23 protein-coding genes and 2 riboswitches are annotated in these 24,277 nt (G+C 66.6%); of the genes, 17 read left to right on the top strand and 6 right to left on the bottom strand.

The window, feature by feature from the left end; translation table 11 throughout:
- Positions 1 to 28: 28 nt before the first annotated feature.
- From Q7514_RS25865 to Q7514_RS25835, 7 genes are all read left to right on the top strand, one after another.
- Entirely contained in the window at positions 29 to 439 is a 411-nt protein-coding gene (locus Q7514_RS25865; RefSeq protein WP_330136125.1) for a rhodanese-like domain-containing protein, read from the top strand.
- A complete protein-coding gene (locus Q7514_RS25860) occupies positions 436 to 1,659 on the top strand; it encodes an O-succinylhomoserine sulfhydrylase (RefSeq protein ID WP_330136124.1) in 1,224 nt (407 codons plus the stop codon). The genes Q7514_RS25865 and Q7514_RS25860 overlap by 4 nt, the downstream gene beginning before the upstream one ends.
- A gap of 12 nt (positions 1,660 to 1,671) precedes the next feature.
- A riboswitch (cobalamin riboswitch) is annotated at positions 1,672 to 1,817 on the top strand.
- Positions 1,818 to 1,895: 78 nt separating this feature from the next.
- Positions 1,896 to 2,819 carry an ABC transporter substrate-binding protein gene (locus tag Q7514_RS25855; protein WP_330136123.1) on the top strand — a complete coding sequence of 308 codons (924 nt, stop codon included), beginning with the start codon at positions 1,896 to 1,898 and terminating at the stop codon, positions 2,817 to 2,819.
- A gap of 59 nt (positions 2,820 to 2,878) precedes the next feature.
- Positions 2,879 to 3,841 carry a FecCD family ABC transporter permease gene (locus Q7514_RS25850; protein ID WP_330136218.1) on the top strand — a complete coding sequence of 321 codons (963 nt, stop codon included), beginning with the start codon at positions 2,879 to 2,881 and terminating at the stop codon, positions 3,839 to 3,841.
- Positions 3,838 to 4,638 (top strand): ABC transporter ATP-binding protein, encoded by an 801-nt coding sequence (locus Q7514_RS25845; protein ID WP_330136122.1) that lies wholly within the window; start codon positions 3,838 to 3,840, stop codon positions 4,636 to 4,638. Before Q7514_RS25850 ends, Q7514_RS25845 begins: the two co-directional genes overlap by 4 nt.
- Positions 4,638 to 5,981, top strand: coding sequence for a bifunctional adenosylcobinamide kinase/adenosylcobinamide-phosphate guanylyltransferase (gene cobU / locus Q7514_RS25840; RefSeq protein WP_330136121.1), 1,344 nt, complete (start codon positions 4,638 to 4,640; stop codon positions 5,979 to 5,981). Before Q7514_RS25845 ends, cobU begins: the two co-directional genes overlap by 1 nt.
- 377 nt (positions 5,982 to 6,358) lie before the next feature.
- Entirely contained in the window at positions 6,359 to 6,604 is a 246-nt protein-coding gene (locus Q7514_RS25835) for a WhiB family transcriptional regulator (RefSeq protein WP_330136120.1), read from the top strand.
- Between the two features lie 66 nt (positions 6,605 to 6,670).
- Here the strand turns inward: Q7514_RS25835 and Q7514_RS25830 are convergent, their stop codons facing one another.
- Both Q7514_RS25830 and Q7514_RS25825 read right to left on the bottom strand, forming a co-directional pair.
- Positions 6,671 to 7,429 (bottom strand): HAD-IIA family hydrolase, encoded by a 759-nt coding sequence (locus Q7514_RS25830; RefSeq protein WP_330136217.1) that lies wholly within the window; start codon positions 7,427 to 7,429, stop codon positions 6,671 to 6,673.
- A 71-nt stretch (positions 7,430 to 7,500) separates the two neighbouring features.
- The gene (locus tag Q7514_RS25825) at positions 7,501 to 8,274 is read right to left on the bottom strand and encodes a sulfite exporter TauE/SafE family protein (protein ID WP_330136119.1); all 774 of its coding nucleotides are present in this window, start codon (positions 8,272 to 8,274) and stop codon (positions 7,501 to 7,503) included.
- A 179-nt stretch (positions 8,275 to 8,453) separates the two neighbouring features.
- Here Q7514_RS25825 and Q7514_RS25820 point away from each other — a divergent pair, with 179 nt between their 5' ends.
- The 4 genes from Q7514_RS25820 to Q7514_RS25805 all read left to right on the top strand — a co-directional run bounded on the left by Q7514_RS25820 (position 8,454) and on the right by Q7514_RS25805 (position 13,803).
- Positions 8,454 to 9,362: an endonuclease domain-containing protein gene (locus tag Q7514_RS25820; RefSeq protein ID WP_330136118.1), complete on the top strand. Its 909-nt coding sequence runs from the start codon at positions 8,454 to 8,456 to the stop codon at positions 9,360 to 9,362.
- Between the two features lie 80 nt (positions 9,363 to 9,442).
- Complete coding sequence (gene fgd, locus Q7514_RS25815) at positions 9,443 to 10,456, top strand: glucose-6-phosphate dehydrogenase (coenzyme-F420) (RefSeq protein ID WP_330136117.1); 1,014 nt, start codon at positions 9,443 to 9,445, stop codon at positions 10,454 to 10,456.
- A 57-nt stretch (positions 10,457 to 10,513) separates the two neighbouring features.
- On the top strand, positions 10,514 to 12,598 hold the full coding sequence (gene pta / locus Q7514_RS25810) for a phosphate acetyltransferase (protein ID WP_330136116.1): 2,085 nt from the start codon (positions 10,514 to 10,516) through the stop codon (positions 12,596 to 12,598).
- Between the two features lie 14 nt (positions 12,599 to 12,612).
- Positions 12,613 to 13,803, top strand: a complete 1,191-nt coding sequence (locus tag Q7514_RS25805) for an acetate kinase (protein ID WP_330136216.1) — start codon at positions 12,613 to 12,615, stop codon at positions 13,801 to 13,803.
- A gap of 20 nt (positions 13,804 to 13,823) precedes the next feature.
- On the opposite strand, the gene Q7514_RS25800 is transcribed toward Q7514_RS25805, so the two are convergent.
- From Q7514_RS25800 to Q7514_RS25790, 3 genes are read right to left on the bottom strand one after another with little or no spacing between them, the layout of a single operon-like run.
- Positions 13,824 to 16,208: a serine/threonine-protein kinase gene (locus Q7514_RS25800; RefSeq protein ID WP_330136115.1), complete on the bottom strand. Its 2,385-nt coding sequence runs from the start codon at positions 16,206 to 16,208 to the stop codon at positions 13,824 to 13,826.
- A complete protein-coding gene (locus Q7514_RS25795; RefSeq protein WP_330136114.1) occupies positions 16,205 to 17,191 on the bottom strand; it encodes a glutamate ABC transporter substrate-binding protein in 987 nt (328 codons plus the stop codon). Before Q7514_RS25795 ends, Q7514_RS25800 begins: the two co-directional genes overlap by 4 nt.
- On the bottom strand, positions 17,188 to 18,540 hold the full coding sequence (locus Q7514_RS25790) for a hypothetical protein (RefSeq protein WP_330136113.1): 1,353 nt from the start codon (positions 18,538 to 18,540) through the stop codon (positions 17,188 to 17,190). Before Q7514_RS25790 ends, Q7514_RS25795 begins: the two co-directional genes overlap by 4 nt.
- A 187-nt stretch (positions 18,541 to 18,727) precedes the next feature.
- On the opposite strand from Q7514_RS25790, the gene Q7514_RS25785 reads away from it, so the two are divergent.
- On the top strand, positions 18,728 to 19,594 hold the full coding sequence (locus Q7514_RS25785) for an NUDIX hydrolase (RefSeq protein ID WP_330136112.1): 867 nt from the start codon (positions 18,728 to 18,730) through the stop codon (positions 19,592 to 19,594).
- Positions 19,595 to 19,598: 4 nt separating this feature from the next.
- Here Q7514_RS25785 and thiE read toward each other — a convergent pair whose 3' ends face one another.
- Complete coding sequence (gene thiE / locus Q7514_RS25780; protein WP_330136111.1) at positions 19,599 to 20,300, bottom strand: thiamine phosphate synthase; 702 nt, start codon at positions 20,298 to 20,300, stop codon at positions 19,599 to 19,601.
- Positions 20,301 to 20,326: 26 nt separating this feature from the next.
- Positions 20,327 to 20,441, top strand: a riboswitch (TPP riboswitch).
- Between thiE and thiO the strand changes: the two genes are divergently transcribed.
- From thiO to Q7514_RS25755, 5 genes are all read left to right on the top strand, one after another.
- Positions 20,437 to 21,501, top strand: a complete 1,065-nt coding sequence (gene thiO / locus Q7514_RS25775; protein ID WP_330136110.1) for a glycine oxidase ThiO — start codon at positions 20,437 to 20,439, stop codon at positions 21,499 to 21,501. Its footprint overlaps the riboswitch before it by 5 nt.
- Positions 21,498 to 21,713 carry a sulfur carrier protein ThiS gene (gene thiS, locus Q7514_RS25770; protein ID WP_330136109.1) on the top strand — a complete coding sequence of 72 codons (216 nt, stop codon included), beginning with the start codon at positions 21,498 to 21,500 and terminating at the stop codon, positions 21,711 to 21,713. The genes thiO and thiS overlap by 4 nt, the downstream gene beginning before the upstream one ends.
- Entirely contained in the window at positions 21,706 to 22,503 is a 798-nt protein-coding gene (gene thiG, locus Q7514_RS25765) for a thiazole synthase (RefSeq protein WP_330136108.1), read from the top strand. The genes thiS and thiG overlap by 8 nt, the downstream gene beginning before the upstream one ends.
- A gap of 58 nt (positions 22,504 to 22,561) precedes the next feature.
- A complete protein-coding gene (locus Q7514_RS25760; RefSeq protein ID WP_330136107.1) occupies positions 22,562 to 23,491 on the top strand; it encodes an ABC transporter ATP-binding protein in 930 nt (309 codons plus the stop codon).
- Positions 23,491 to 24,270, top strand: a complete 780-nt coding sequence (locus Q7514_RS25755) for an ABC transporter permease (RefSeq protein WP_408016186.1) — start codon at positions 23,491 to 23,493, stop codon at positions 24,268 to 24,270. Before Q7514_RS25760 ends, Q7514_RS25755 begins: the two co-directional genes overlap by 1 nt.
- Positions 24,271 to 24,277: the final 7 nt, after the last annotated feature.

The raw sequence follows: 24,277 nt of genomic DNA, 5'->3' as shown, positions 1-24,277 counted from the left end.
CGGGCTTGACCTGTGAAAAGGTATTCGCGTGAGCTACGCAGGTGATATCACGCCGCAGCACGCCTGGGAGCTGCTGCAGGAAAATCAGGATGCCGTGCTCGTCGATGTGCGCACCGACGCCGAATGGAAATACGTGGGTGTCCCCGACACCGCATCCATCGGGCGCCGCACGCTGTTCGTCGAATGGGTGTCGTACCCCGCGGGTGCCCCCAACGCGCGCTTCGTCGACGAGCTGAAGGCCGCCGGGATCGGCGGCGGACCGGTGATCTTCCTGTGTCGCTCGGGCCAGCGTTCGATCGGCGCCGCCGAAGCTGCGACGGCCGCGGGCCTGGCCCCTGCCTACAACGTTCTCGAAGGATTCGAAGGGCCGCTCGATGCCGACAAGCATCGCGGCGGACAGGGCTGGCGGGCCGCGGGCCTGCCGTGGAGGCAGTCGTGAGTGCAATTCCCCAGGGTGGTGCGTTCAGCAAGGCACTTCCCGATTCCGTGCGTCCCGCCACGCTCGGTGTACGGGGCGGGGTGATGCGATCCGGTTTCGAGGAGACGTCCGAGGCGCTATACCTCAACTCGGGGTTCGTCTACGAGTCGGCGGAGGCCGCCGAGCAGGCGTTCACCGGCGAGGTCGATCACTTCGTCTATTCGAGGTACGGCAACCCCACCGTGACGATGTTCGAGGAGCGGCTGCGGTTGCTCGACGGGGCGGAAGGCGCGTACGCCACGGCTTCGGGCATGTCGGCGGTGTTCACGGCGCTCGCCGCCCTGCTCGGCAAGGGTGACCGTCTCGTCGCTGCCCGCAGTCTCTTCGGCTCGTGCTTCGTCGTGTGCAACGAGATCCTGCCGCGGTGGGGTGTGGAGACGGTGTTCGTCGACGGAGAAGACCTCGACCAGTGGGAGAAGGCGCTGTCGGTACCCACCACCGCCGTGTTCTTCGAAACCCCGTCGAACCCGATGCAGACCCTCGTCGACGTGCGCAAAGTCTCGGAGATGGCCCACGCTGCAGGCGCAAAGGTGGTGCTGGACAATGTGTTCGCAACCCCGTTGCTGCAGCGCAGCCTCGACCTCGGCGCCGACATCGTCGTGTACTCGGGCACCAAGCACATCGACGGCCAGGGCCGGGTGCTCGGAGGAGCGATCCTCGGACCGCAGGACTACATCGACGGACCCGTCAAGAACCTCATCCGCCACACTGGTCCGTCGCTGAGCCCGTTCAATGCGTGGACCCTGCTCAAGGGCCTCGAGACGATGCCCGTCCGGTTGCGTGCCGCGGTCGATTCCACGTTGCGCATCGGCAAGTTCCTGGAGTCGCATTCCGAGGTGAGCTGGATCAAGTACCCGTTCCTCGAGTCGCACCCACAGCACGAGCTGGCGAAGTCCCAGATGAGCGGTGGCGGCACGATCCTCACCTTCGAGCTCGCTGCCTCCGAGGGCACAGGCAAGAAGCGGGCGTTCGAGCTGCTGAACAAACTGCGCGTCATCGACATCTCCAACAACCTCGGCGACTCCAAGTCGCTCATCACCCACCCCGCGACCACCACTCATCGGGCGATGGGTCCGGAAGGGCGTGCCGCGATCGGCCTGTCCGACGGCGTCGTGCGCTTGTCGGTGGGGCTCGAAGATCCCGAGGATCTGCTCGAAGATCTGGAGCAGGCGCTCGCCTGATCCGGGAACGCCGTGGGATACGCTGCGGGTGCTCTGCCAATCGGGCAGGGCACCCGCAGCGTTTCGGTGAAGCCGGTGAGAATCCGGCGCTGTCCCGCAACTGTGAGCCCGGCGTTCGGTCGGCGAGTCAGGTCAGCCGGCGCCGCGGGCACGTACTGGTCCTCGGACGAAGGACGGTGTCGTGCCGCAACTTGTCGTTGCAGCCGTGCTGTTTTCGTCCTCCGAGTCAACGGAGGATGGCTGTGCCCACCACTTCCCGCAGGTTTCTCACCGCCGGTGTCGCTGCCCTCGCACTGGTGATCGCCGGTTGCAGCAGCGGTGACGACGCTTCGTCCGACGGCACCACGACGGTGCCGTCCGATCGCACCTCGATCACCGAATCCGAGGCCCCGCAGGCCATCGTGTCGCTGAGCCCGACCACCACCGAGATGCTCTACGCGGTCGGTGCGGGCGATCAGGTGATCGCCGTCGACGACCAGTCCGATTACCCCGAGGGCGTCCCTGTCACCGATCTGTCGGGCTACAACCCCAATGTCGAGGCCATTCTCGGCTACGACCCGGATCTTGTGGTCGCCACCGACGACAACGGCAACCTCGTCGCCGGACTCGAGAACGCCGGTGTGGACGTCCTGATCCTGCCCGCCGCCGTCACCCTCGACGACACCTACGCACAACTCGAGCAGGTCGGTGCTGCGACCGGCCATGTCGGTGACGCAGCCGAACTCGTCGCACAGATGCAGAAGGAGATCGACGAGATCGTCGCTTCCGTGCCCGAGCGTGAGGCACCGCTGCGGTACTACCACGAACTCGACAACACGTACTACAGCGTCACCGACGACACCTACATCGGCGAGATCTACGCGATGCTGGGCCTGACCTCCATCGCGACCGGCGGTGACGGATACCCGCAACTGTCCTCCGAGTTCATCGTCGAACAGAACCCCGACCTGATCTTCCTCGCCGACTCGCAGTGCTGTGGTGTCACACCCGAAACCGTCGCCGAACGCGCCGGCTGGGCGGAGCTCACCGCCGTCCGTGACGGGCAGGTCCATGTCCTCGACGAGGACATCGCGAGCCGGTGGGGTCCGCGCGTCGTCGACCTCGTGCGTGAACTCGCCGCGATCGTCGTGGCCGCCCCCGCGGGTCAGCCTGCACCGTGATCACCTCGCGCCGCCGCGCACTCGTGCTGGGTGGCGCGGTGATCGCCCTCTTCGCGGCGATGCTCGTCGGGATCCTCGTCGGACCGGCCGGGCTCACCCCGAGGGCAGTGTTGCTCGACGTGCTCGACAAGGTTCCGTTCGTCGACGTCGAGTCGGGTCTGACCACGCGACAGCAGGCGATCCTGTGGAACATTCGGATGCCGCGGGTGGTGCTCGGCGTGATCGTGGGCGCGATGCTGGCGGTCGCCGGCGCCGCCTACCAGGGTGTCTTCCGTAATCCGCTCGCCGACCCGTACCTCCTCGGTGTGTCGAGCGGTGCGGGTCTCGGTGCAACACTCGCGATAGTCGTGGGTGGAGCAGCCGGATTCGCCGGGGTCCCCGTCGCTGCGTTCGCGGGCGGGATGCTCGCGGTCGGCGCGACCTACGCCCTCGGGCGCACCGTCGGGGGCAGCCGCACCGAGGTGATCATCATCCTCGCCGGGGTTGCGGTTGCGGCGTTCGCCAACGCCATTCAGACCTTCTTCATGCAACTCCACGACGACACGCTGCGGCAGGTCTATTCGTGGATGCTCGGACGCCTGGCGACGGACGGCTGGTCCGATGTGCGGACCGTGCTGCCGTACGTCATCGTCTCGGTGGTCGTGATCATGCTGCACCGACGCACCCTGGACGTCATGTCGGTCGGCGATGTCGAAGCCTCGAGCCTCGGCATCAACCCGGCCCGGGTCCGGCTGATCCTGGTGTGTATCGCGACGCTCGGCACCGCCGCCGTCGTCTCGGCCAGCGGCCTGATCGGGTTCGTCGGCATCGTCATTCCCCACGCTGTGCGGTTGCTGATCGGCCCGGGGCATCGCCTGCTGTTGCCGTTGTCGCTGATGGTCGGCGCCGCGTTCCTCGTTCTCGCCGATGTCCTGGCCCGCACCGTGATGTCCCCGGCCGAACTGCCGATCGGTGTCGTGACCGCGGCGATCGGCGCGCCGTTCTTCCTCGTCGTGCTGCGGCGGAGCCGAGGTGTTGCATGAACGGGGTGACCTGCCGCGGCCTGTGCGCGGAGCGCGGCGGCGTGCAGGTGCTGCACGACGTCGATCTCGTCGTCGGAGCGGGGGAGTGGGTGTCGCTCGTGGGACCCAACGGATCGGGCAAGACCACGCTGCTGCACTCGCTCGCGGGACTGGTGTCGGCGGACGGCGACGTACAGGTCGCGGGGGTGACGCCGCACCGCTCGGGGCGTCGTGCAGTCGCGCGCGCGGTCGCACTGATGCCTCAGCGACCCATCGTTCCCGAGGGTGTCACCGTGCGCGAGCTGATCCATCTCGGCCGCACCCCCCACATTCCCCGCTTCGGGAGCGAAACCCCGCGCGACCGCGAGATCGTCGAGCGGGTCATCACGCGGCTCGAACTCGAGGACTTCGCGTCGCGGCTCGCGACCGCGCTGTCGGGTGGCGAACTACAACGGGTCGTGCTGGCGCGAGCGCTCGCACAGCAACCGCAGGTCCTGCTGCTGGACGAGCCCACCAGTGCCCTGGACATCGGACATCAGCAGCAGGTGCTCGACCTCGTCGACTCGATGCGCCGTGAAGGAGAGTTGACGGTGATCGCGGCGATGCACGACCTGACGTCGGCGAGTCAGTACGGCGAACGGCTGGTGCTGCTGGATCGAGGGCGGATCGTCGCCGACGGACTGCCCGCGGACGTGCTCACCGTCGAGCGCATCGCCGAGATCTACGGTGCCCGCGTCGAGGTACTGGACCGACCTGCCGGCCGTGCGGTGCTGCCCTTGCGTGACCGGCCCGAACCCGTCGAATCACAGGAGCCGTGATGGAAGTACTGCTGCTGGGCACCGGTGCTGCAGATGGGTGGCCCAATCCGTTCTGTCGGTGCCGTTCGTGTGTGGATGCGGCGGACCGGCACGAGATTCGCGGTCAGACGGCCGCAATGGTCGACGACGTGCTGATGCTCGACTGCGGGCCGGAGGCGCCGCGCGCGGCGGTCCGGTTCGGCCGGACCCTCGCGGATGTGCGCCACATCCTGCTCACCCACGCGCACACGGATCACCTGGGCCCGCAGGCTCTGCTGTTCCGATCGTGGGTCGACACGGGGCACACCCTCGACGTGATCGGCCCGTCGGACGCCCTCGACGTGTGCCGGCCGTGGGTCGGGCCCGACGATCCGGTCCGGTTCGTACCGGTGGTGGCGGGCGACGAACTGCCGGTCGGTGAATACACGGTGCGAGTACTACCGGCGCAGCACAGGGTGTTCCGCGACGGAGATGCCGTACTGTACGACGTCACGGGGCCCGACGGATCGCGGATCCTGTGGGCCTGCGACACCGGACCGCTGACGGTGTCCTGGTTCGACGCGGTGCGTGCCGCCGCGTTCGATGCGGTATTCCTGGAGGAGACGTTCGGCGACCGAACCGACCTGTCTTCGGGCCACCTGGGTCTGCCCGAATTCGCGGAGACCGTCGAGGCTCTGCGCGGATGCGGCGCCGTGGTGGACTCGACGGATGTCGTCGCGGTGCATCTGGGACATCACAACCCGCCGATCGCTCGGCTTCGTGAACGGTTGCGGCATTGCGGTGCCCGCCCGGGAACCGATGGGGAGGTACTGGACATGGGATCCGGATCGTCAGGATCGTCGGGTTCCCGCACTCTCGTGCTGGGCGGGGTTCGCTCGGGTAAGTCGCGTCACGCGGAGGAACTGTCCGCGGCATACGAATCGGTGACATATGTCGCGACCGGGGGCACTCGCGAAGGGGACGAGGAATGGGCACGCCGTGTCGCGCTGCATCGTGAGCGGCGACCCGAGACGTGGGTGACGATCGAAACAGCCGACGTCGCCCAGGCGTTGCGTGAGGCCACCGAGCCGCTGCTGATCGACTGCCTCGGCACGTGGCTGACCGCGCGACTCGACGTGCACGATGTGTGGAACGGCGGAGATGTCGCGGCCGTCGACGCCGACATCGACGAGCTGCTCGACGCGTGGAAAGCGTGTCGTGTTCCCGTAGTTGCGGTGAGCAACGAGGTGGGCAGCGGCGTGGTGCCTGCCACCGCTTCCGGGCGATTGTTCCGTGATCTGCTCGGCCGGCTCAACGCGTCGGTTGCGTCCGTGTCGGATTCGGTGACGCTGGTCGTCGCGGGCATCCCGATGCGGCTGCGCTGACACGCGACGCACACAAATTGGACGTGGGCCACATTTCCTAGTTTCCGGCCTCGAATCGTGGCACACTGGATCCTCGGTGCCAGCAGGCAGAACATGGAGAGGAGGACCCGGATGCGTACCAGTCCATATCTGTGGAACGGATCGCGATCGATGATCCGACTCCTCGGCCATGAAGTCGAAAAGTCCGGTCGACCAACCGGATTCAGCTGCTGACATCCCGATTCCCGGGGTGTGTGCGCCCCGGGTTCGCAGTCTCCTCACGGTGACACCCCGGGCCGTTCACTCTTCGAGAATGTGCAATCCCAGAAGGACATGACGTCCCCGCTGCCTGTGTGGGACACACCTGTGCCGCGACGGCCCGGAAGGAGACAGACCCGATGACCATGACTTTGGCAGACCTGCTTGCTCCCACCTACGACGCCCCCGACTGGGACGTCGCCGCATGCCGCGGTGACGCACACCCCGATCGGTGGTTTCCGGACCCGAGCGAGGACTTCGACTACGCAGCCCGCGTGTGTGCCCGATGCCCGATCCTCGATGCCTGCCGCACCTACGCTGCCGAGGACAAGCAGTCCGGCGTGTGGGGTGGCCACGAGTACCGCCGAGGCAAGATCATTCGCTGACCCTGCGGTTCGGCTGCCTGGCGCCGGCGTGAAAAGGCTTGAGCCGGATACCTGTTCGTGGCCGAGTCAGAACGGGTTGCCGGTGCGGCCGACCAGATCGGCGACCGAGTCGATGATCCGCGTCGGGCGGTAGGGATACATCTCCACCGATGCGTGAGTGCTGATTCCGGTGAGCACGAGCAACGTCTGGAGCCCGGCTTCGAGACCGCAGACGATGTCGGTGTCCATGCGGTCGCCGATCATGAGTGTGTGTTCCGAGTGCGCGCCGATCGCCCGCAGCGCCGAGCGCATCATCAGAGCGTTGGGCTTACCGACGAAGTACGGGTTGCGGCCGGTGGCACGGGTGATCAGCGCAGCGACCGAACCGGTGGCGGGCAGAGACCCCTCGGGCGACGGGCCCGTCGGGTCGGGGTTGGTCGCGATGAACCGCGCACCGCGTTCGACGAGCCGGATCGCGGTGGTGATCGCCTCGAACGAGTACGTTCGGGTCTCGCCGAGCACCACATAGTCGGGGTCGCTGTCGGTCAGCACATAACCGATGTCGTGCAACGCCGTCGTCAGGCCTGATTCACCGACGACATAGGCGCTTCCGCCGGGACGTTGATTGGCGAGGAATGTCGCGGTGGCCAGGGCCGACGTCCAGATGGAATCCTCGGGCACATCGAGGCCCGTTCTCAGGAGCCGCGCCCTCAGGTCGCGCGGCGTGCGGATCGAATTGTTGGTCAGCACCATGAACGGAATCTCGTTCGCGCGGAGCTCTGCGAGGAGCGCGTCGGCGCCGGGAATCAGTGCGTCCTCGTGTACGAGGACGCCGTCCATGTCCATGAGGTAGTTCCAGACAGGTGCGGTGGCAGGGTCGTCATCCGAACTCACCCGCTCAGTCTCTCATCGGAATGTCAGGCGAGCAGCCGATACAGGCCGATCAGGCCGACCACGACGATCACCGTGCGCAGTGCGACGGGCGACAGACGCCGACCGTAGTGGGAGCCCAGCCACCCGCCGATGAGTGATCCGACCGCGATGAGGGCGGCGACGGTCCAGTTGATCCGGTCGAACGCGACGAGGACGTACGCTGACGCGGCGACGATGTTGACGACCAGTGACAGAAGGTTCTTCGCTGCGTTCTGTCGTTGGATGTGGTCCTGCAGCAACGCGCCGAAGAGTCCCATCAGCAGGATGCCCTGAGCTGCGGTGAAGTAGCCCCCGTAGATGCCGACGGCGAAGGTGCCGACGATCAGCAGGGTCGTGCGCACCGGACCGAGGTCGCCGTCGGCGTTGTCCCCGGTGCGTTGCAGGACCCACTTCTGGATCTTCGGCTGAAATACGACGAGAAGCAGCGCCAGGATCAGCAGAACCGGGACGACTGTTTCGAACACGGTCTCGGGCAGGTGCAGCAGCAACCACGCACCGAGGAGAGCGCCTGCGAAGGACGCAGGGATCTGCCAGCGCAGCCGCGGCCACTGGCCCCTCAGTTCCTTCCGGTACCCCCAGGTTCCCGACACTCCGCCCGCGACCAGGCCGATCGCATTGGACATCGTCGCGGTCACGGGCGGTACACCGAAGGCGATCAGCGTGGGAAACGTGATGAGGGTGCCGGAGCCGACGAGCGAATTGATCGCGCCGGCTCCCAGCCCGGCAAGGGCGATGAGAAACAGTTCGAGCGGGGTCACCGAGGGGAGTCTAATCCGCCACGACCGGGAGATTCTGCGCGGCTCACTCGCAGAGAGGCATCTACAGCCTCCCGCTCGAATCCGCAACAGCCGGGGGCCGTCTGTGGACAACTCTCAGACTTATGCACATTGGCACGCAACCCGTTTCGTCCCGTCTCGAGCACATGCACTCTGGTCTGATGATGGATTTCGACGAGCCGTTCAGAGGGACGGAGGCGGTCGCGACGGGAGTGCTGACGAGGCATCGTCTCGCCCGTCATTTCGTACGGCTTCATCGTGACGTCTACATCGAACCGGGTGTCGAGCCGACCGCGCTGCTTCGGGCAAAGGCTGCGTGGCTGTGGTCCCGCGGTTGCGGGATCCTCGCGGGGACATCAGCGGAAGCCGTGCATGGAACTCGATGGCTGGATCCGTCCGCTTCGGCCGAGATCGTCAGGGACGGTCATGTACGTGCGGTGCCGGGAATCATCGTTCGAACAGCTCAGGATGTGGAGTCCTGCGTCGTCGACGAGATGGTGGTGACGACGACGGCTCGTACCGGCTTCGATATCGCGCGGAGTGGCGGCGACGTCGGCCGACGCATAGAGATCCTCGATGCGTTGTGCCACGCGACCGGGCTGAAGGCTCGGGAGATCACGGCACACGCGGCTCGGCACCGAGGTGCTCGTGGTGCGGCCCAGGTGGAGCGCATCCTCGGACTCGTGGACGGTGGAGCTGCCTCACCGCCCGAGACTCACACGCGACTGCTGCTCATCCGTGCCGGGTTTCCGACGCCCGAAACCCAGATCGAGGTGTTCGACGGCGACCGCTTCGTCGCCCGCGCCGACTTGGGTTGGAGGCAATGGCGTGTTCTCGTCGAGTACGACGGCGCGCATCATTGGACGGACCCGAGCCAGCGCACGCGCGACATCGAGCGATATACGGTGCTGCCAGAGATGGGGTGGACGGTGATCCGTGTAGGGGCAGATCTGCTCTATCGCCGAACAGAGGTCCTCGTTGACAGGGTTGGGCAGGCGCTGCGTCGAGCCGGGCTTCGCTCTGATCGATCGGGAGGTTGTGTGCGAGATGCTGCCCGCCTCCGCACATAACCTCCCGCTCGTGGGCGGACATCCGTGCGGGCGCTGGGCATACTCGACGCAACAGCAGACGACGACGGTAGGAGACACCGGTGGCACAGGCTCTGAAGTTGGGATACAAGGCATCGGCCGAGCAGTTCGGTCCACGTGAACTGGTGGAACTCGGGGTGCTCGCCGAGGCGCACGGGATGGATTCGGCGACGGTGTCGGATCATTTCCAGCCGTGGCGGCACAACGGTGGTCATGCGCCGTTTTCGTTGGCGTGGATCACTGCGGTGGGTGAGCGTACCGAGCGGTTGCAGTTGGGGACCTCGGTGCTGACGCCGACGTTCCGGTACAACCCGGCGGTGATTGCGCAGGCGTTCGCGACGATGGGGTGTCTGTATCCGGGTCGGGTGTTTCTGGGTGTGGGGACCGGTGAGGCGCTCAATGAGATCGCGACGGGTTATGAGGGGCAGTGGCCGGAGTTCAAGGAGCGGTTCGCGCGTCTTCGTGAGTCGGTGCGGTTGATGCGGGCGTTGTGGTCGGGGGAGCGGACGGATTTCGCGGGGGAGTTCTACAACACGGTGGGGGCGTCGATTTATGACGTGCCCGATGGTGGTGTTCCGGTGTATGTGGCGGCGGGTGGTCCGGTGGTGGCGCGGTATGCGGGTCGGGCGGGGGATGGGTTCATCTGTACGTCGGGTAAGGGGATGGAGCTTTATACCGACAAGTTGTTGCCTGCGGTGGCCGAGGGTGCGGGGAAGGTCGGGCGTGAGGTGGCGGGGATCGACAGGATGATCGAGATCAAGATTTCGTATGACACGGATCGTGATCGGGCGTTGGAGAATACGCGGTTCTGGGCGCCGTTGTCGTTGTCGGCGGAGCAGAAGCACAGTATCGAGGATCCGGTGGAGATGGAGGCGGCGGCGGATGCGTTGCCGATCGAGCAGGTGGCGAAGCGGTGGATTGTGGCGTCGGATCCGGATGAGGCGGTGGAGTTGGTGAGGGCGTATGTGGATGCGGGGTTGAATCATTTGGTGTTTCATGCGCCGGGTCATGATCAGCGGCGGTTTCTGGAGTTGTTCGAGCGGGATCTGGCTCCGCGGCTGCGCGCCCTCGACTGAGTTCGGATCATGCGGGCCGCGCCGCGCGTCTGTGCGGCCCGCATTAGGGTGAGATCCATGAGCGCCAACGTAGGGTCAGTGTCGAGCATCTACATCGCGGCCCCCGAGGGTGACACCGGGAAATCAGCCGTTGCGCTGGGCGTACTGCAGATGTTGTGCGCCTCCACCGCACGCGTCGGGGTGTTCCGGCCCATCGCCCGCTCCGACAGCGACACGGACTACATCCTCGAACTTCTCCTCGAATACACCACCGTCGACCTCGACTACGACGACTGTATCGGCGTCACGTACGACGATGTCCATGCGGACCCTGAAGCGGCGCTCAGCGACATCGTCACCAAGTACCATTTCGTCGCTGATCGGTGCGACGCCGTCGTCATCGTCGGCAGCGACTTCACCGAGATCACGAACCCCAGCGAGTTGTCGTACAACGCGCGGATCGCCGCGAATCTCGACGCACCCGTCCTGCTCGTCCTGCGCGGTGCGGGGCGTACCCCCGACGAGGTCGCCCAGATTGCCGCGGTGTGTGCGCACGAACTGTCGGCGCACCACGCCCACCTCGGCGGAACCGTCGTCAACCGTTGCGATCCGGACCGACTCGAGGATGTCACGGCGGCGCTCGCCGACCGCACCGAAACCGTGTGGGCGCTGCCCGAAACCCCGATTCTGATGGCTCCGACGATGGGTGAATTGCTGACCGCCATCAACGGTGAACTCTACAGCGGTGACTCCGACCTGCTGCAGCGCGAAGTGCTGCGCATCATGGTCGGCGGTATGACAGCCGAGCACATCCTCGAACGCCTCACCGAAGGCGTCGTGGTGATCGTGCCCGCCGACCGGACGGACGTCATACTCGCGCTCGTCAATGCCAATGCAGCAGAAGGATTCCCGACGCTCGCAGGCATCATCATGAACGGTGGGCTGCTGCCGCACCCGGCCATCGCGCAGCTCGTCGCGGGTCTCAAGCCGAGCCTGCCGATCCTCACCACCGGGCTGGGCACCTTCGATACAGCGTCGGCGGCCGACCGCACACGAGGACGCATGGCGCTCTCGGCGCAGCGCAAAATCGAGACCGCGCTCGCGTTGATGGAGCAGCATGTGGATGCGTCGGAATTGCTCGAACGACTGCGGCTGCCGCGTCCCTCGGTGACGACCCCGCAGATGTTCGAATATCAGCTCGTCGATCGGGCACGCGAACAGCGACGTCACATCGTGCTGCCCGAGGGCGATGACGACCGGATTCTGCGCGCCGCGGGACGGGTCCTGCAGCGACGCATCGCCGACCTGACCATTCTCGGTGACGAGACCGCGGTGCGTCAGCGAGCCGCCGAACTCGGCATCGACATCTCGGCGGCGAAAATCGACGATCCGCGCAGATCCGCGCACATCGACACGTTCGCCGAGGAGTACACGCGGCTGCGGGCGCACAAAGGCATGACCGTCGAGCGGGCGCGCGAAATTATGGGCGATATATCGTATTTCGCCACGATGATGGTGCACCTCGGGATCGCTGATGGCATGGTGTCCGGTGCCGCGCACACCACCGCGCACACGATCCGGCCCTCCTTCGAGATCATCAAGACCGAACCGGGCGTCTCGACGGTGTCGAGCATCTTCCTGATGTGCCTGTCGGATCGCGTACTCGCCTACGGCGATTGCGCCGTGGTGCCCGACCCGACCGCCGATCAGCTCGCCGACATCGCGATCTCGTCGGCGACCACCGCGGCGCGATTCGGTATCGAACCGCGCATCGCGATGCTCTCGTACTCGACCGGCGAGTCCGGATCGGGCGCAGACGTCGACAAGGTCCGCACAGCAACTGCTCTCGTACGAGAACGGCGACCGGACCTGCCGGTGGAAGGGCCGATTCAGTACGATGCCGCGATCGAGCCGTCGGTGGCCAGCACGAAACTTCCCGACTCCGCCGTGGCGGGAAAGGCGACCGTTTTCATCTTCCCCGACCTGAACACCGGCAACAACACCTACAAGGCGGTGCAGCGCAGCGCCGGTGCGGTCGCTGTCGGCCCCGTGCTCCAGGGTCTGAACAAGCCCGTCAACGACCTGTCGCGCGGTGCGCTCATCCAGGACATCGTCAACACCGTGGCGATCACCGCAATCCAAGCCCAGGGAGATGCCCAGTGAGTGCTCCGAACCCGCTGACGGCAGGGACCGTCCTCGTGCTCAATTCGGGATCGTCGTCGATCAAATTCCAACTCATCGACCCCGAGACGGCCGACGCACCGGCACACGGACTCATCGAACGGATCGGTGAACCCGACGGGCGGATCATCTTCCACCACACCACGGGAACAGAGGAGCACCTCGGGGAGATCCCCGATCACCGGACCGGTCTGCGCAAGGTACTCGAGATGCTCGAAGGGCTCGGTCGTCCGCTCGAAGAGGTCGGGATCGTCGCAGTCGGCCATCGACTCGTCCACGGAGGCGACCGATTCTACAAGCCGACGCTCATCGACGACTCGGTGGTGCAGGCCGTCTCCGACCTCTCGGTGCTCGCGCCCCTGCACAATCCGGCGAACGTCATCGGCATGGAGGTGGCCCGCGAAGAGCTACCCGACGTCCCGCATGTGGGAGTGTTCGACACCGCGTTCTTTCATTCGCTGCCGCCCGCTGCGGCGACCTACGCGATCGACCGGGACATCGCGCGGGAGAACGGTATTCGCCGCTACGGATTCCATGGGACGTCGCACGAGTACGTCTCGAATCGTGCCGCCGCGTTCCTGCGCCGTGACTACGGTGAGTTGAATCAGGTGGTGCTGCACCTCGGGAACGGTGCGTCGGCGTCGGCGATCGCCGGTGGCCGCCCGCTCGACACGTCGATGGGTCTGACCCCCCTCGAAGGGCTCGTGATGGGCACGCGCAGCGGCGACATCGACCCCGGTGTCCTGATGCATCTCAACCGGGCCGCCGGGATGGACGTCGACGAGATCGACCGTCTCCTCAACCGCGGTTCGGGGTTGAAGGGACTCTCGGGTGTCAACGACTTCCGGGCCCTTCTCGCGCTGATAGCCGACGGCGACGCCGACGCGAAACTTGCCTACGACGTGTATGTGCACCGTCTGAAGAAGTACATCGGTGCCTATCTGGCGATCCTCGGCGGAATCGACACGATCGTCTTCACCGGCGGGGTGGGGGAGAACAACATCGACGTCCGCCGCGACAGTCTCGCCGGCATGGAACGGCTCGGCATCGTGGTGGATCCGGAGCGCAACGAGGCATCCGGTGGCGGTGAGCGTCGAATCTCCGCCGACGACTCGCAGGTCGAGGTGCTCGTGATCCCCACCGATGAGGAGCTCGCCATCGCGCGGGCCGCTGTCGCTTTCGCCTGATCCGATGTTCCGCGCGAGGACTACAGGAGGCTCCGGGGCCGGATGGCGTTGGCGAGGTCGACGAGCGTATAGCGATGCATGCGCGCCGGCGCCTGTCTCGCCAGTTGACGCAACGCGGCCTCGGTGCCTCGTCGCAATCCCCGCTCGGTGAACGGAACGTCCAGGAAACGGGTGTGTTCGTGCCGGGAGCTGTGGCCGGCGCGCACCCACTCGAGCGCGGTGCTGAGCACGAGCGCTTCCATCTGAAGGGCGCGTCCCTCATCCGGCGGTAGAGCGGACACCCGGCGCGCCGCTTCTCGGAGGTCGGATTCGGTGACCGACTCGATGTCGCCGTCCCGCAACAGGATCAGCGTGCTCGTCATGTTCGCTGCGCTGTGATGACGTGACGTGGCCGGCACCTGATCGAGGATCTCCACCGCCGAGGTGAGGTTTGCGCGCGCGGTGAGTTGACGCGCCAAACCGAATGCGGCACTGACGATGTTGTGGTCTGTGCGCCACACAGTGCGATAGGACTCCTCGCAGAATCGTCGCCACGCGGACGGGTCGTCGCTCTCCCAATGCTGAAGGATCAACTCGGAGGTGGCGGCCAGCGCGAGCTTGGGTGCCAGCTCACCCGGCAACGCCTCGATCACCTTCTCGAATCGTCCGAACGCAACCTCGAGTTCCTCCATGAGCACCGACGCGAGTCCCGCGTACCAGTCGATGCGCCAGTCGGAGCCGATTTCGTTCTCCAGACGTTGGAGGACCTCGACGGCGTGTTCGGCTTCCCCGAGATCGAGATAGGCGCGTGTCTCGGCGAGTGTGAGTTCGCGGGAGAAGGCCACACCCGCGCTCCCGACGACGCGCTCGATCCCGCTCTCGCGGGCGTGCCGCAGTGAGTCGAGGGTCTGTTGCGGTTCACTGTGGACTGCAGCGGCGAGCAGTGCCGCGCTCGGATCGTTCGGATCGAGTAGCGGAACGGGAAGTGCCGCAGCCACATCGCTCGCTTCGATCGTGGAGTCCCGGTCGACCCCGTCGACATACACATCGGTCTGCGCGACCGCCTCGTCGGTCCCGAAGGTGGTGCGCGGGGGACTGAACATGCGCGACAGACCCGGGTGTTCGGTGCCGCTCTTCTGCGACAGGATTTCTCGCAGAACTCCGGTCAGCTGGCCCGCGAGCTCGTCGGCCGACGCGAAACGCTGATTCGGGTCGGGATCGGTGGCGCGCAGCAACAGCCGGTGGAACGAGTCGTGCTCGGCGAGGAGCGGCGCGTCGACGGGTGTGGGAAGTCCGTCGAGATAGCGGCCCTTGTCGGAGGGCATGTCGAGGGTGAGCACCGCGAGGGTACGCCCGACGGTGTAGATGTCGCTGGCCACGGTCGGCCCGGTCCGTGCGATCTCCGGTGCCTGGTAGCCGGGCGTGCCGTACAGGTACCCGTAGTCCTCGATTCCCGCGACGGCACCGAGATCGATGAGCTTGAGCTGCTCGTCGGTGACCATGATGTTCTCGGGTTTGAGGTCGTTGTAGACCAACCCGATCTCGTGCAGGTAGCCGAGCGCGGGCAGCGTCTCGAGGAGATAGCCGATGGCCTGTTCGACAGGCATCCGCTTGTCGGGATAGGTACCGAGCACCTCGCGGAGCGAGTTACCACCCACGTACTCCATGACGATGTAGCCCATCGGGGTGCCGTCGGGCTGCGGGTGTTCGACGAAGTTGTAGATCCGGACGATGCTCGGATGGCTCACTTCGGCGAGGAACTGCTTCTCCGCGACCGCGACCGCCTGGGCTTCCGCGTCGCCGCTGTGGAGAAGTCCCTTGAGGACGACCCACCGGTCGCTGACATTCCGGTCGATCGCGAGGTAGATCCAGCCGAGCCCGCCGTGTGCGATGCATCCCTGTACCTCGTATTGACCTGCGACGAGCGCACCCGGCTGCAAGGCGGGCGTGAACTCGAAGCGTGACCCACATTTCGGGCAGTTCCCGGACGTGGCACCCGGGCCCTTCGGGGTGCTGCGCCCTACCGGGGTACCGCATTTCCAGCAGAAGCGTTTCCCCTCGGCGACATGGGGGTTGCGCAGGATCGCGGAGGACGGGTCGATGGGTGCGGGTACCGGGACCTCGACCAGATCCGCGACCCGTCGCCGCAGGTGCCCGCGCGAGCGTGAACGCCGTGTCGACGACCGTTGCGACGGAGTGCTCGCATGTGGTGCCGAATCGGGCAGTGGTGATCGCTGTGTGGCGGGAGCGGACCGTTGTGTCGGTCGCGTCGAATGTCCGGGTGACGATGTCGGAGGCGGCGATGCTGCGCCGGAGGTCGACCCCTCTGCTGCCGTCGCACTGCGTTCGGTTGCCGGGGTGGCCGCCTGCGTCACGGGGCCGGAGTCGGGTTCTTCGGGGACATCAGGTGATTCGGTGCCGGTCATGGATTACCTCGATCGACGTACGTCGGGGCCGGTGGGGCGGGCGCCGGACCGAGAACCTGGAGGTACCGGTCGTACAACTCTGTCCACGTGCCGTCGGCACGGATTCGCGCGAGGGTGCCGTTGACGGCGCGCACCACGGCGTCGTGGTCGCGGGGGATACCGATGCCGTACGGCTCGGAACCCAGCGACGGGCCGACGAGCTCGAGGTACGGGTCCTGCGAGGCGAGTCCGGCGAGGATCGTGTCGTCGGTGGACACCGCGTCGACCTGTCGCTGCTGCAGGACGACGAGGCAGTCCGCCCACGACGGAACGGTGAGGATCGACGCCGCTGGTTGCAGCTGCTGCATCCGGGTCAGCGATGTCGTACCGGCTGCGATACACACGCGCCGACCGGCGAGGTCGGATGCGCTGCGGATGTCGGAGTCCTTGACGACGAGTACCCGCTGCTGGGCCAGGAAGTACACCGTCGAGAAGTCCACATGCTCGCGTCGTGCGCAGGTGATACTCATCGTCTTCGCGACGATGTCGACCGTCCCGTCCTGCAGGGCTCGCTCGCGTTCCGCGGAGTTCAGGATCCGGAACTCCACGGCCTCGGGGTCGCCGAGGATGTCGCGGGCGATCTCGCGGGCGATGTCGACGTCGAACCCGGCGATACGACCGGTCGCGGGGTCGCGGTAGCTCATCAGGTTGCTGCCGGTGTCGAGCCCGACGATCAGACGACCACGGGCCGAGATGGCGTCGAGAGCAGGTCCGGTCTCGTTGCCTGTGGGACGCAGACTTGCGGTGGGATCGCCGCACTCCGGCGGGGTGGGGAACGCCGTCGGCGACGGAGCGAAGGCTGCGCCCTCGGGCATCGGCAGCGAGACGGTCGCGGTTTCGGTGGTCGACTCGCGTGGCGGTACCTCGGCGGAACACCCCGTCGTCACCGCTGCGGCAACACATAGGGCAGCGAGCCAGGGACCCACCTGGCGTCGCCGGGTCACTGGTACTCCCGAAGTCGTGGCCACAGCCCGATGATGACACTGATCAGAGACAGCACCATCAGTGCGATCGCAACGGGTGCGAGACCCGACAACGTGCGCGAGGCTCGGAACTCGTTGTCGCGAAGTTCGTTGCGGGTTTCCTCGATTCCTTCGCCCAACGCTGTGTCGAGACGGGCGAACTGTGCGGTCGCTTCGTCGGGACCGGGCCCGGTGGCGAGTACGGCAGCAGCGGCGTAATCGCCGCGCTCGAGTGCCGCCACGGTCCGTGCGTGCGAGTTGATCCATGCTGTCCGGGCTGCTTCGGCCCGGTCGGCCGCGTCGGTGCCGATCTCCACCGCACCGTTCGATGTGTACTGGTCGAGGAGATCCCCGAGTCGAGTGATCGTCTCGTCGAATGCCCCGGTGTACATGCCGGTCACATCGCGCCGCGCGAGCAGGAGCGTTTCGGCTGTGCGGGACTGTTGTGCGAGGATCCGGCTCTCGGTGAGATCGGCGAGCGGCTCCGCGCCCTGTTCGATGGCGCGTTCGGTGGCATTGGACGACACGAGCCCGGCTATCAGCAGCCAGCACAGCAGTGCTCCGGTAGCGCCGATGGCGATGATCAGCCCGGGGTTGAACGTGCGACGGGTCTTGCGGCTGATGAGGACATGGGCAGCACACAACGCGGCCACGGTGACGAGGAGCAGGCCGATCGCACTCCAGGGGGGAGCGACCGCGGCCCGCTGGGTCGAGTTCACCGCGGTCTCACCTTGCGTGTGGAGCTCCTGGGCCACCGGGAGCATCGACGTCTGCATCATGTTGGATGCTTCCGTCAGGTAGGCGGCACCCACCGGGTTACCGGTCCGATTGTTGGCGCGTGCGGTCTCGATCAACCCCGTGTACATGGGGAGCAGGCGCGCGATCACCGCGATGTTCGCGGCGCCGAACTCGTCTTCTTCTGCCAGGCCGGCCGCCGCGACCACGAGCTCTCCGGAGGCCTCCGCGATCGCCTCGACATAGCGGTCGCGGACCTCGACGGGTTCGATCCCACCCGAGATGAATCCGGTGACGGCTGCCGCATCGGCAATCGACAACGCGCTGTACAGATTCTGGGCGGCGTTCGCAAGCGGCTCGGTGGTGGCGAGGAGCCGGTCGTGCGTGGCCTTCCGGCTGCTCGCGACCTGGGCGGATGCCGTACCCGACACCACCAGCAGCACCGCGAGTACCAACCCCAGCGAGATCAATTTGGCGGGCGTCGAGCGGAACAGCTCCCGCAGGCCGTCGACCCGGCCGCCCGGCCCTTCGGAATCCTCTGCGGGCAGTGCCGAACCGCCGACGGAATCGATCGGAGGGGTCACTCGTACAGTCACGGCGAGCCCCTTCCTGGAAAACCTGATTGTGGCGAGCATATAAGTTGAATGGAGAGAATCGGCAGGCGTCCACATTGTCGGAGTTCCTTCCGGAGTTCGCGAGCCTCGGAGTCCGAACCTCGGAAACCCGACACATGAATCGGGACGTCGTGCTCTCGTGATGTCGAGAGCCAGGAAGGCGGAAGCAATGCGCGGTGACGGGGACGGCTGGGCCGTAGGACCCGACGGAGGACGTCGATGGGGTGTGCACGGCGCCGCGGGACTGCTGCTGCGTGCACCCTGCAGTGACGGAACCCCCTCGGTACTGCTTCAGCTTCGCGCGGCGTGGAGCCACCAGGGCGGAACCTGGGCGTTGCCCGGCGGTGCACGCGACAGTCACGAATCCGCTGTCGACGCCGCCGTACGCGAGGCACACGAGGAAGCAGGCATCGACAGCAATTCCGTTGCGGTGCGTTCCGAGAGGATCACCTCGGGAACACCTGGTTCCTGGACCTACACGACCGTCGTCGCCGACGCTCCCGCACCGCTCGATACCACCATGAACGGGGAGAGCACCGAACTGCGGTGGGTGTCGGAGTCCGACGTCGAATCGATGCCGTTGCACGCGGGATTCGCAGAGGCGTGGTCTGCGCTGCGCACCCGCCCGGTGCGGATGCTGCTCGACACCGCGAACGTGCTCGGGGCCAGTGGGCCGTCCGGCTGGTGGCGCGACCGGCCCGGCGCCACCGGCGCGCTGCTCGCAGACATCGCCGCGTCCCTGCCGCGCACCGTCGAACTCCCGGATGGAACGTTCGGGTGGGTGTCGCGGGTCGAGGCAGTTCTCGAAGGGCAGGCGCGCAGAGCAGTCGTCGACGATGCCCGTACCCACGTGCATACGGCCGACGGAAGCGGCGACGACGAACTTGCGCGGCTTGCCGCGACCACAATTCCCACCACGGCGACCGCGCTCGATCCGGCGGTGACGGTGGTGGTGACCGCCGATCGTGGTCTGCGTGATCGGCTACCTCAGGACACCGTCGCGTTGTCCCCGTCGACGGTGCTCGGCTGGCTGTAGCGCGTCAGGCGGGCAGCGCAGCCTTCAGCGCCGCAGCAGCAGCGCGGGGGTCGTCGGCCTTCGTGATCGCTCGCACCACAGCGATGCGCCGGGCGCCCGCGTCGAGCACCTGCGGGAGACGTTCGAGATCGACGCCGCCGATCGCGAACCACGGCCGCTGCGGATGCGACGTGTGCACCTCGCGGATCACGTCGAGCCCCGCTGCCGAGCGTCCCGGCTTCGTCGGGGTGTCCCACACCGGACCGGACGCGAAGTAGTCCACACCCTCCTCGCCGTCGGCGAGGACGGCCTGTGCGCGGCTGGCCGTCGACCGGCCGATGACGATGTCGGCGCCGAGGATCCGCCGCGCCTGCTTCACCGGCAGGTCGCCCTGCCCGAGGTGCAGGATGTCGGCGCCGGCGGCGAGCGCGATGTCGGCCCGGTCGTTGACCGCGAGCAGCGCACCGTGGCGTACGCACGCATCGGCGATCACCTTGAGTGCAGCGAGTTCCTCACCGGCCTCGAGTCGGCCGAACTTCTTCTCACCTGCGGAATCCTTGTCGCGTAACTGCACGATATCGACGCCGCCGACCAGGGCTTCTTCGATGAACCGGGCGAGGTCTCGGGTGTCGCGACGGGCATCGGTGCACAGGTACAACCGCGCTGTCGCGAGGCGTCCACGGGGGTCGGGATGGTTGCCGCGGTAGGTGGTCCGGTAGGTCGTCACGGACAAGACGGTAGCCTCTACCTCGGAAGTGACAACACGGGAGTCCCGAGGAACGCGGGGCTGAGAGGGGGCCTGCCGGCCCCGACCGTTATGACCTGAACCGGATCATGCCGGCGCAGGGAGTGAGGTGGATGTCGTGTCGACAGTAGCTGTCATCGGTGGCGGTGTGATCGGTCTTTCCGTCGCGTGGCGCGCGGCCCGAGCGGGGTGGACGGTCACCGTCCACGACCCCGATCCGGGGTCGGGCGCTTCGTGGGTGGCCGGTGGAATGCTCGCGCCGCTGTCGGAGGGATGGCCGGGGGAAGAACACGTCCTCGGTCTCGGAGCGGCGTCGCTGCAGCGCTGGCCGGAGTTCGCGCACGCCCTCGAACGCGACACAGGCGTCGACGTCTTCACAGCGGGCGCGTCGCTGACCGTTGCACTGGACGCCGCGGACGCCGCGGACCTGCGCACGATCGCGTCGTGGGTGGGGGAGCAGGGCCACGAGATGCGGATCCTCACGCGGGCCGAGATCCGCGATCTCGAGCCGTCGCTCGGCCCGAGGATCAGGCTCGGCCTGCTTGCCCCCACCGAACTGTCCGTCGACAACAGAAGACTCGTCGAGGCGCTGCAGAGTGCCGCTGTCGCTGCGGGCGTGCGGTTCGTCCACACTTCCGTCGGAGACCTCGACGAACTGCGCGAAGACCGCGTCGTCCTCGCGGCCGGTTCCGCATCGGCGACGCTGTGGCCGGGTCTTCCCGTCCGCCCGGTCAAGGGGGAGATCCTGCGGCTGCGCGTGCGGCCCGGAGCTACCCCGCCGCCGCAGCACACCGTGCGCGGCAGTGTGCACGGACGCCCCGCGTATCTGGTGCCGCGCCCCGACGGGCTCGTCGTGGGCGCGACCCAATACGAAGCGGATGATACCGAGGTCACGGTCGCGGGGGTGCGCGACCTGATCGCCGACGCCGAAATGCTGTTCCCCGCGATCGGTGAGTACGAACTGCGCGAGGCGAGCGCGGGCCTACGCCCGACGAGTCCCGACAATCTGCCGCTGATCGGCCGGTTGTCGGATCGGGTGATCGCCGCGACAGGGCACGGACGCAACGGGGTCCTGCTCACCGCCGTCACCGTCGATGCGGTCCTCGCCGAACTTGCCGACGATCCGCTCCCCGAAGCGACACATGCAGATCCCCGCCGATTCGTGAAAGAGAGTGTGCGATGACAAGTCCGATTTCGGTCGGTATCACCGTCAACGGTGAGGAGAAGTACTTCGCAGAGGCGCCGACCGTCACGGAGCTCCTGGTCGAGATGACTCTGCCCGAGAAGGGCATCGCCGTGGCCGTCGACGGTGTGCTGTTTCCGCGTGGCCGCTGGGCAGAGAAGCTCGACAAGGGTGCGCAGATCGAGATCCTCACGGCGGTGCAGGGTGGCTGAGCAGGCAACCGGATCGGTGGACCCGGGACACGACCTGCCGCCGCTGGTCATCGCGGGACGCTCCTTCTCGTCCCGGTTGATCACCGGCACCGGCGGCGCCGCGAATCTGGCGGTGCTCGAGGAAGCGCTCGTCGCCTCGGACACCGAGCTGACCACCGTGGCGATGCGCCGAGTCGACGCGACGTCGGGTACCGGTGTGCTGGATCTGCTGCGCAGACTCGGAATCGTGCCGTTGCCGAACACTGCCGGGTGCCGCGGCGCGAAGGAGGCCGTGCTCACCGCGCAGCTGGGCCGGGAAGCGCTCGAAACGGAGTGGGTCAAGCTCGAGGTCATCGCCGACGAACGCACGCTGCTGCCAGATGCCATCGAATTGGTTTCTGCTGCAGAACAACTCGTCGACGATGGTTTCAACGTCCTGCCGTACACCACTGATGATCCGGTACTCGCGCGACGCCTCGAGGACGTCGGATGTGTGGCTGTGATGCCGCTCGGGTCGCCGATCGGGACCGGGCTGGGTATCGCCAATCCGCATCACATCGAGATGATCGTGGAATCCGCGGGGGTCCCCGTGATTCTCGACGCCGGTATCGGCACTGCCTCGGACGCCGCGCTCGCCATGGAATTGGGCTGCGATGCGGTGCTCCTCGCCACCGCCGTCACCCGCGCGAAGGACCCGGCGCTGATGGCGTCGGCCATGCGACACGCGGTCGAAGCAGGGTTCCGTGCCCGGCATGCCGGGCGCATCCCCAAACGCTTCTGGGCCCAGGCATCGTCGCCCATGGAACCCTGAGGCCCTGGTCACGGCCGTGGTGCTGCGCTCCGGCCGGATTTACGGCAGTCTGTGGACCATGATCGAAGTGACCGGACTGACCAAGACCTTCGGTTCAACCACTGCCGTCGACAACGTGACGTTCACCGTCCCACCGGGAATCGTCACCGGGTTCCTCGGCCCCAACGGGGCGGGCAAGTCGACGACGATGCGCATGATCCTGGGGTTGGACCGTCCGACATCGGGTACCGCGCTCATCGAGGGTAAGCAGTATCGGGAACTGACCCGGCCGCTGCAGACCGTCGGCGCGCTGCTCGACGCGAAGTGGGTTCATCCGAACCGATCGGCGCGCGCGCACCTGCGGTGGCTGGCCGCCTCCAACGGATTGCCCGGCTCTCGCGTCGACGAAGTGCTGCGTCAGGTCGGGTTGAGCGAGGTCGCTGGCAAGCGTGCCGGCGGTTTCTCGCTCGGCATGTCGCAGCGTCTCGGCCTGGCGGGTGCGCTGCTCGGCGACCCGAAGGTGCTGTTGTTCGACGAACCCGTCAACGGTCTCGACCCCGAGGGCATCGTGTGGATCCGCCGATTCATGCAGGCCCTGGCCGCGGAAGGCCGCACGGTGCTCGTGTCGAGTCACTTGTTGTCGGAGATGGCCCAGACCGCCGACCACCTCGTCGTGATCGGGCGAGGCAAACTCATCGCCGACACTTCGGTCGAGGACTTCGTCGATCGCGCATCGGAATCTCTCGTGGTGGTCCGCAGTCCCCAACTCGACGACCTGCGCACCGCACTCACCGAACGCGGACATACCGCGGTCGATGTGGACGGGGCATTGCATGTATCGGGCGCCGGTGCCGCAGAGATCGGCGAGCTCGCCGCAGCGCGCTCGATCGTCCTGCACGAGCTGGCGAGCCGCCAGGCGTCCCTCGAGGATGCGTTCATGAAACTGACCGGAGGCGACGTGGAGTTCCACGGCACCGGTTTCGACGACGTGATGAAGGGCAGCCTGTAATGGCATCACCAGCAGTGGACACCTTGCGCGCGGAACGCATCAAGCTCACGTCGGTGCAATCTCCGTTCTGGTGCCTGGCGGTGATCGTCGCCCTGGGCATCGGTTTCGCCGCGATGATGGGCGCAGTGGCCCGCAGTTCGATGTCGCTCGACGACGAGGCCGCCCGGTTCTATCTGACCCCCGACATCGCCGCGACCGGTGTGACGGGGTTCGGCATCATGGTCCTCATGATCCTCGCGGCGCTGTCGGTCACGAGCGAGTACCGCTTCGGCGTCATCCGCACCACTTTCATCGCGAATCCCAACCGTTCTCTCGTGCTGACCGTGAAATCGGTGTTGATCGGTGTGATCGGCGCTGTGATCACCGGCGTTGTGGGCCTGATCGCCGTGTACATCGCGAAGGCGCTCGCAGGTCCGGAAGCGGGACGCGATCTCGTGCTCGAGGGCGACACGTGGCGCGCGATCTACGGCATCCCGTTCTACGCGTTCCTGGCGGTGTTCCTTGCGGTGGGTGTGGGGACGTTACTGCGCCAGTCGGCCGGCACGATCGCATTGCTGCTGCTGTGGCCCCTGCTCATCGAATCGTTGTTCTCGTTGTTCGGCCGGGTCGGTCGTGAAATTCAGCCGTTCCTGCCGTTCGCCAACATCAACAACTTCCTCGGAATGGAACAGGGCGTCGACTTCCATTGGGGACCGTGGGGTTCGCTGCTGTACTTCGCGTTGTTCACGGCGATCGTGTTCGGGGTGTCGCTGGCGGTGGTCGGAAAACGCGACGCCTGAACCGTGC

The organism is Rhodococcus artemisiae, from assembly GCF_036327795.1.
Taxonomy (GTDB): Bacteria; Actinomycetota; Actinomycetes; order Mycobacteriales; family Mycobacteriaceae; genus Rhodococcus; species Rhodococcus artemisiae.
The sequence above is the reverse complement of the archived record's forward strand: the minus strand, read 5'-3'. Positions and strand labels throughout refer to the sequence as shown.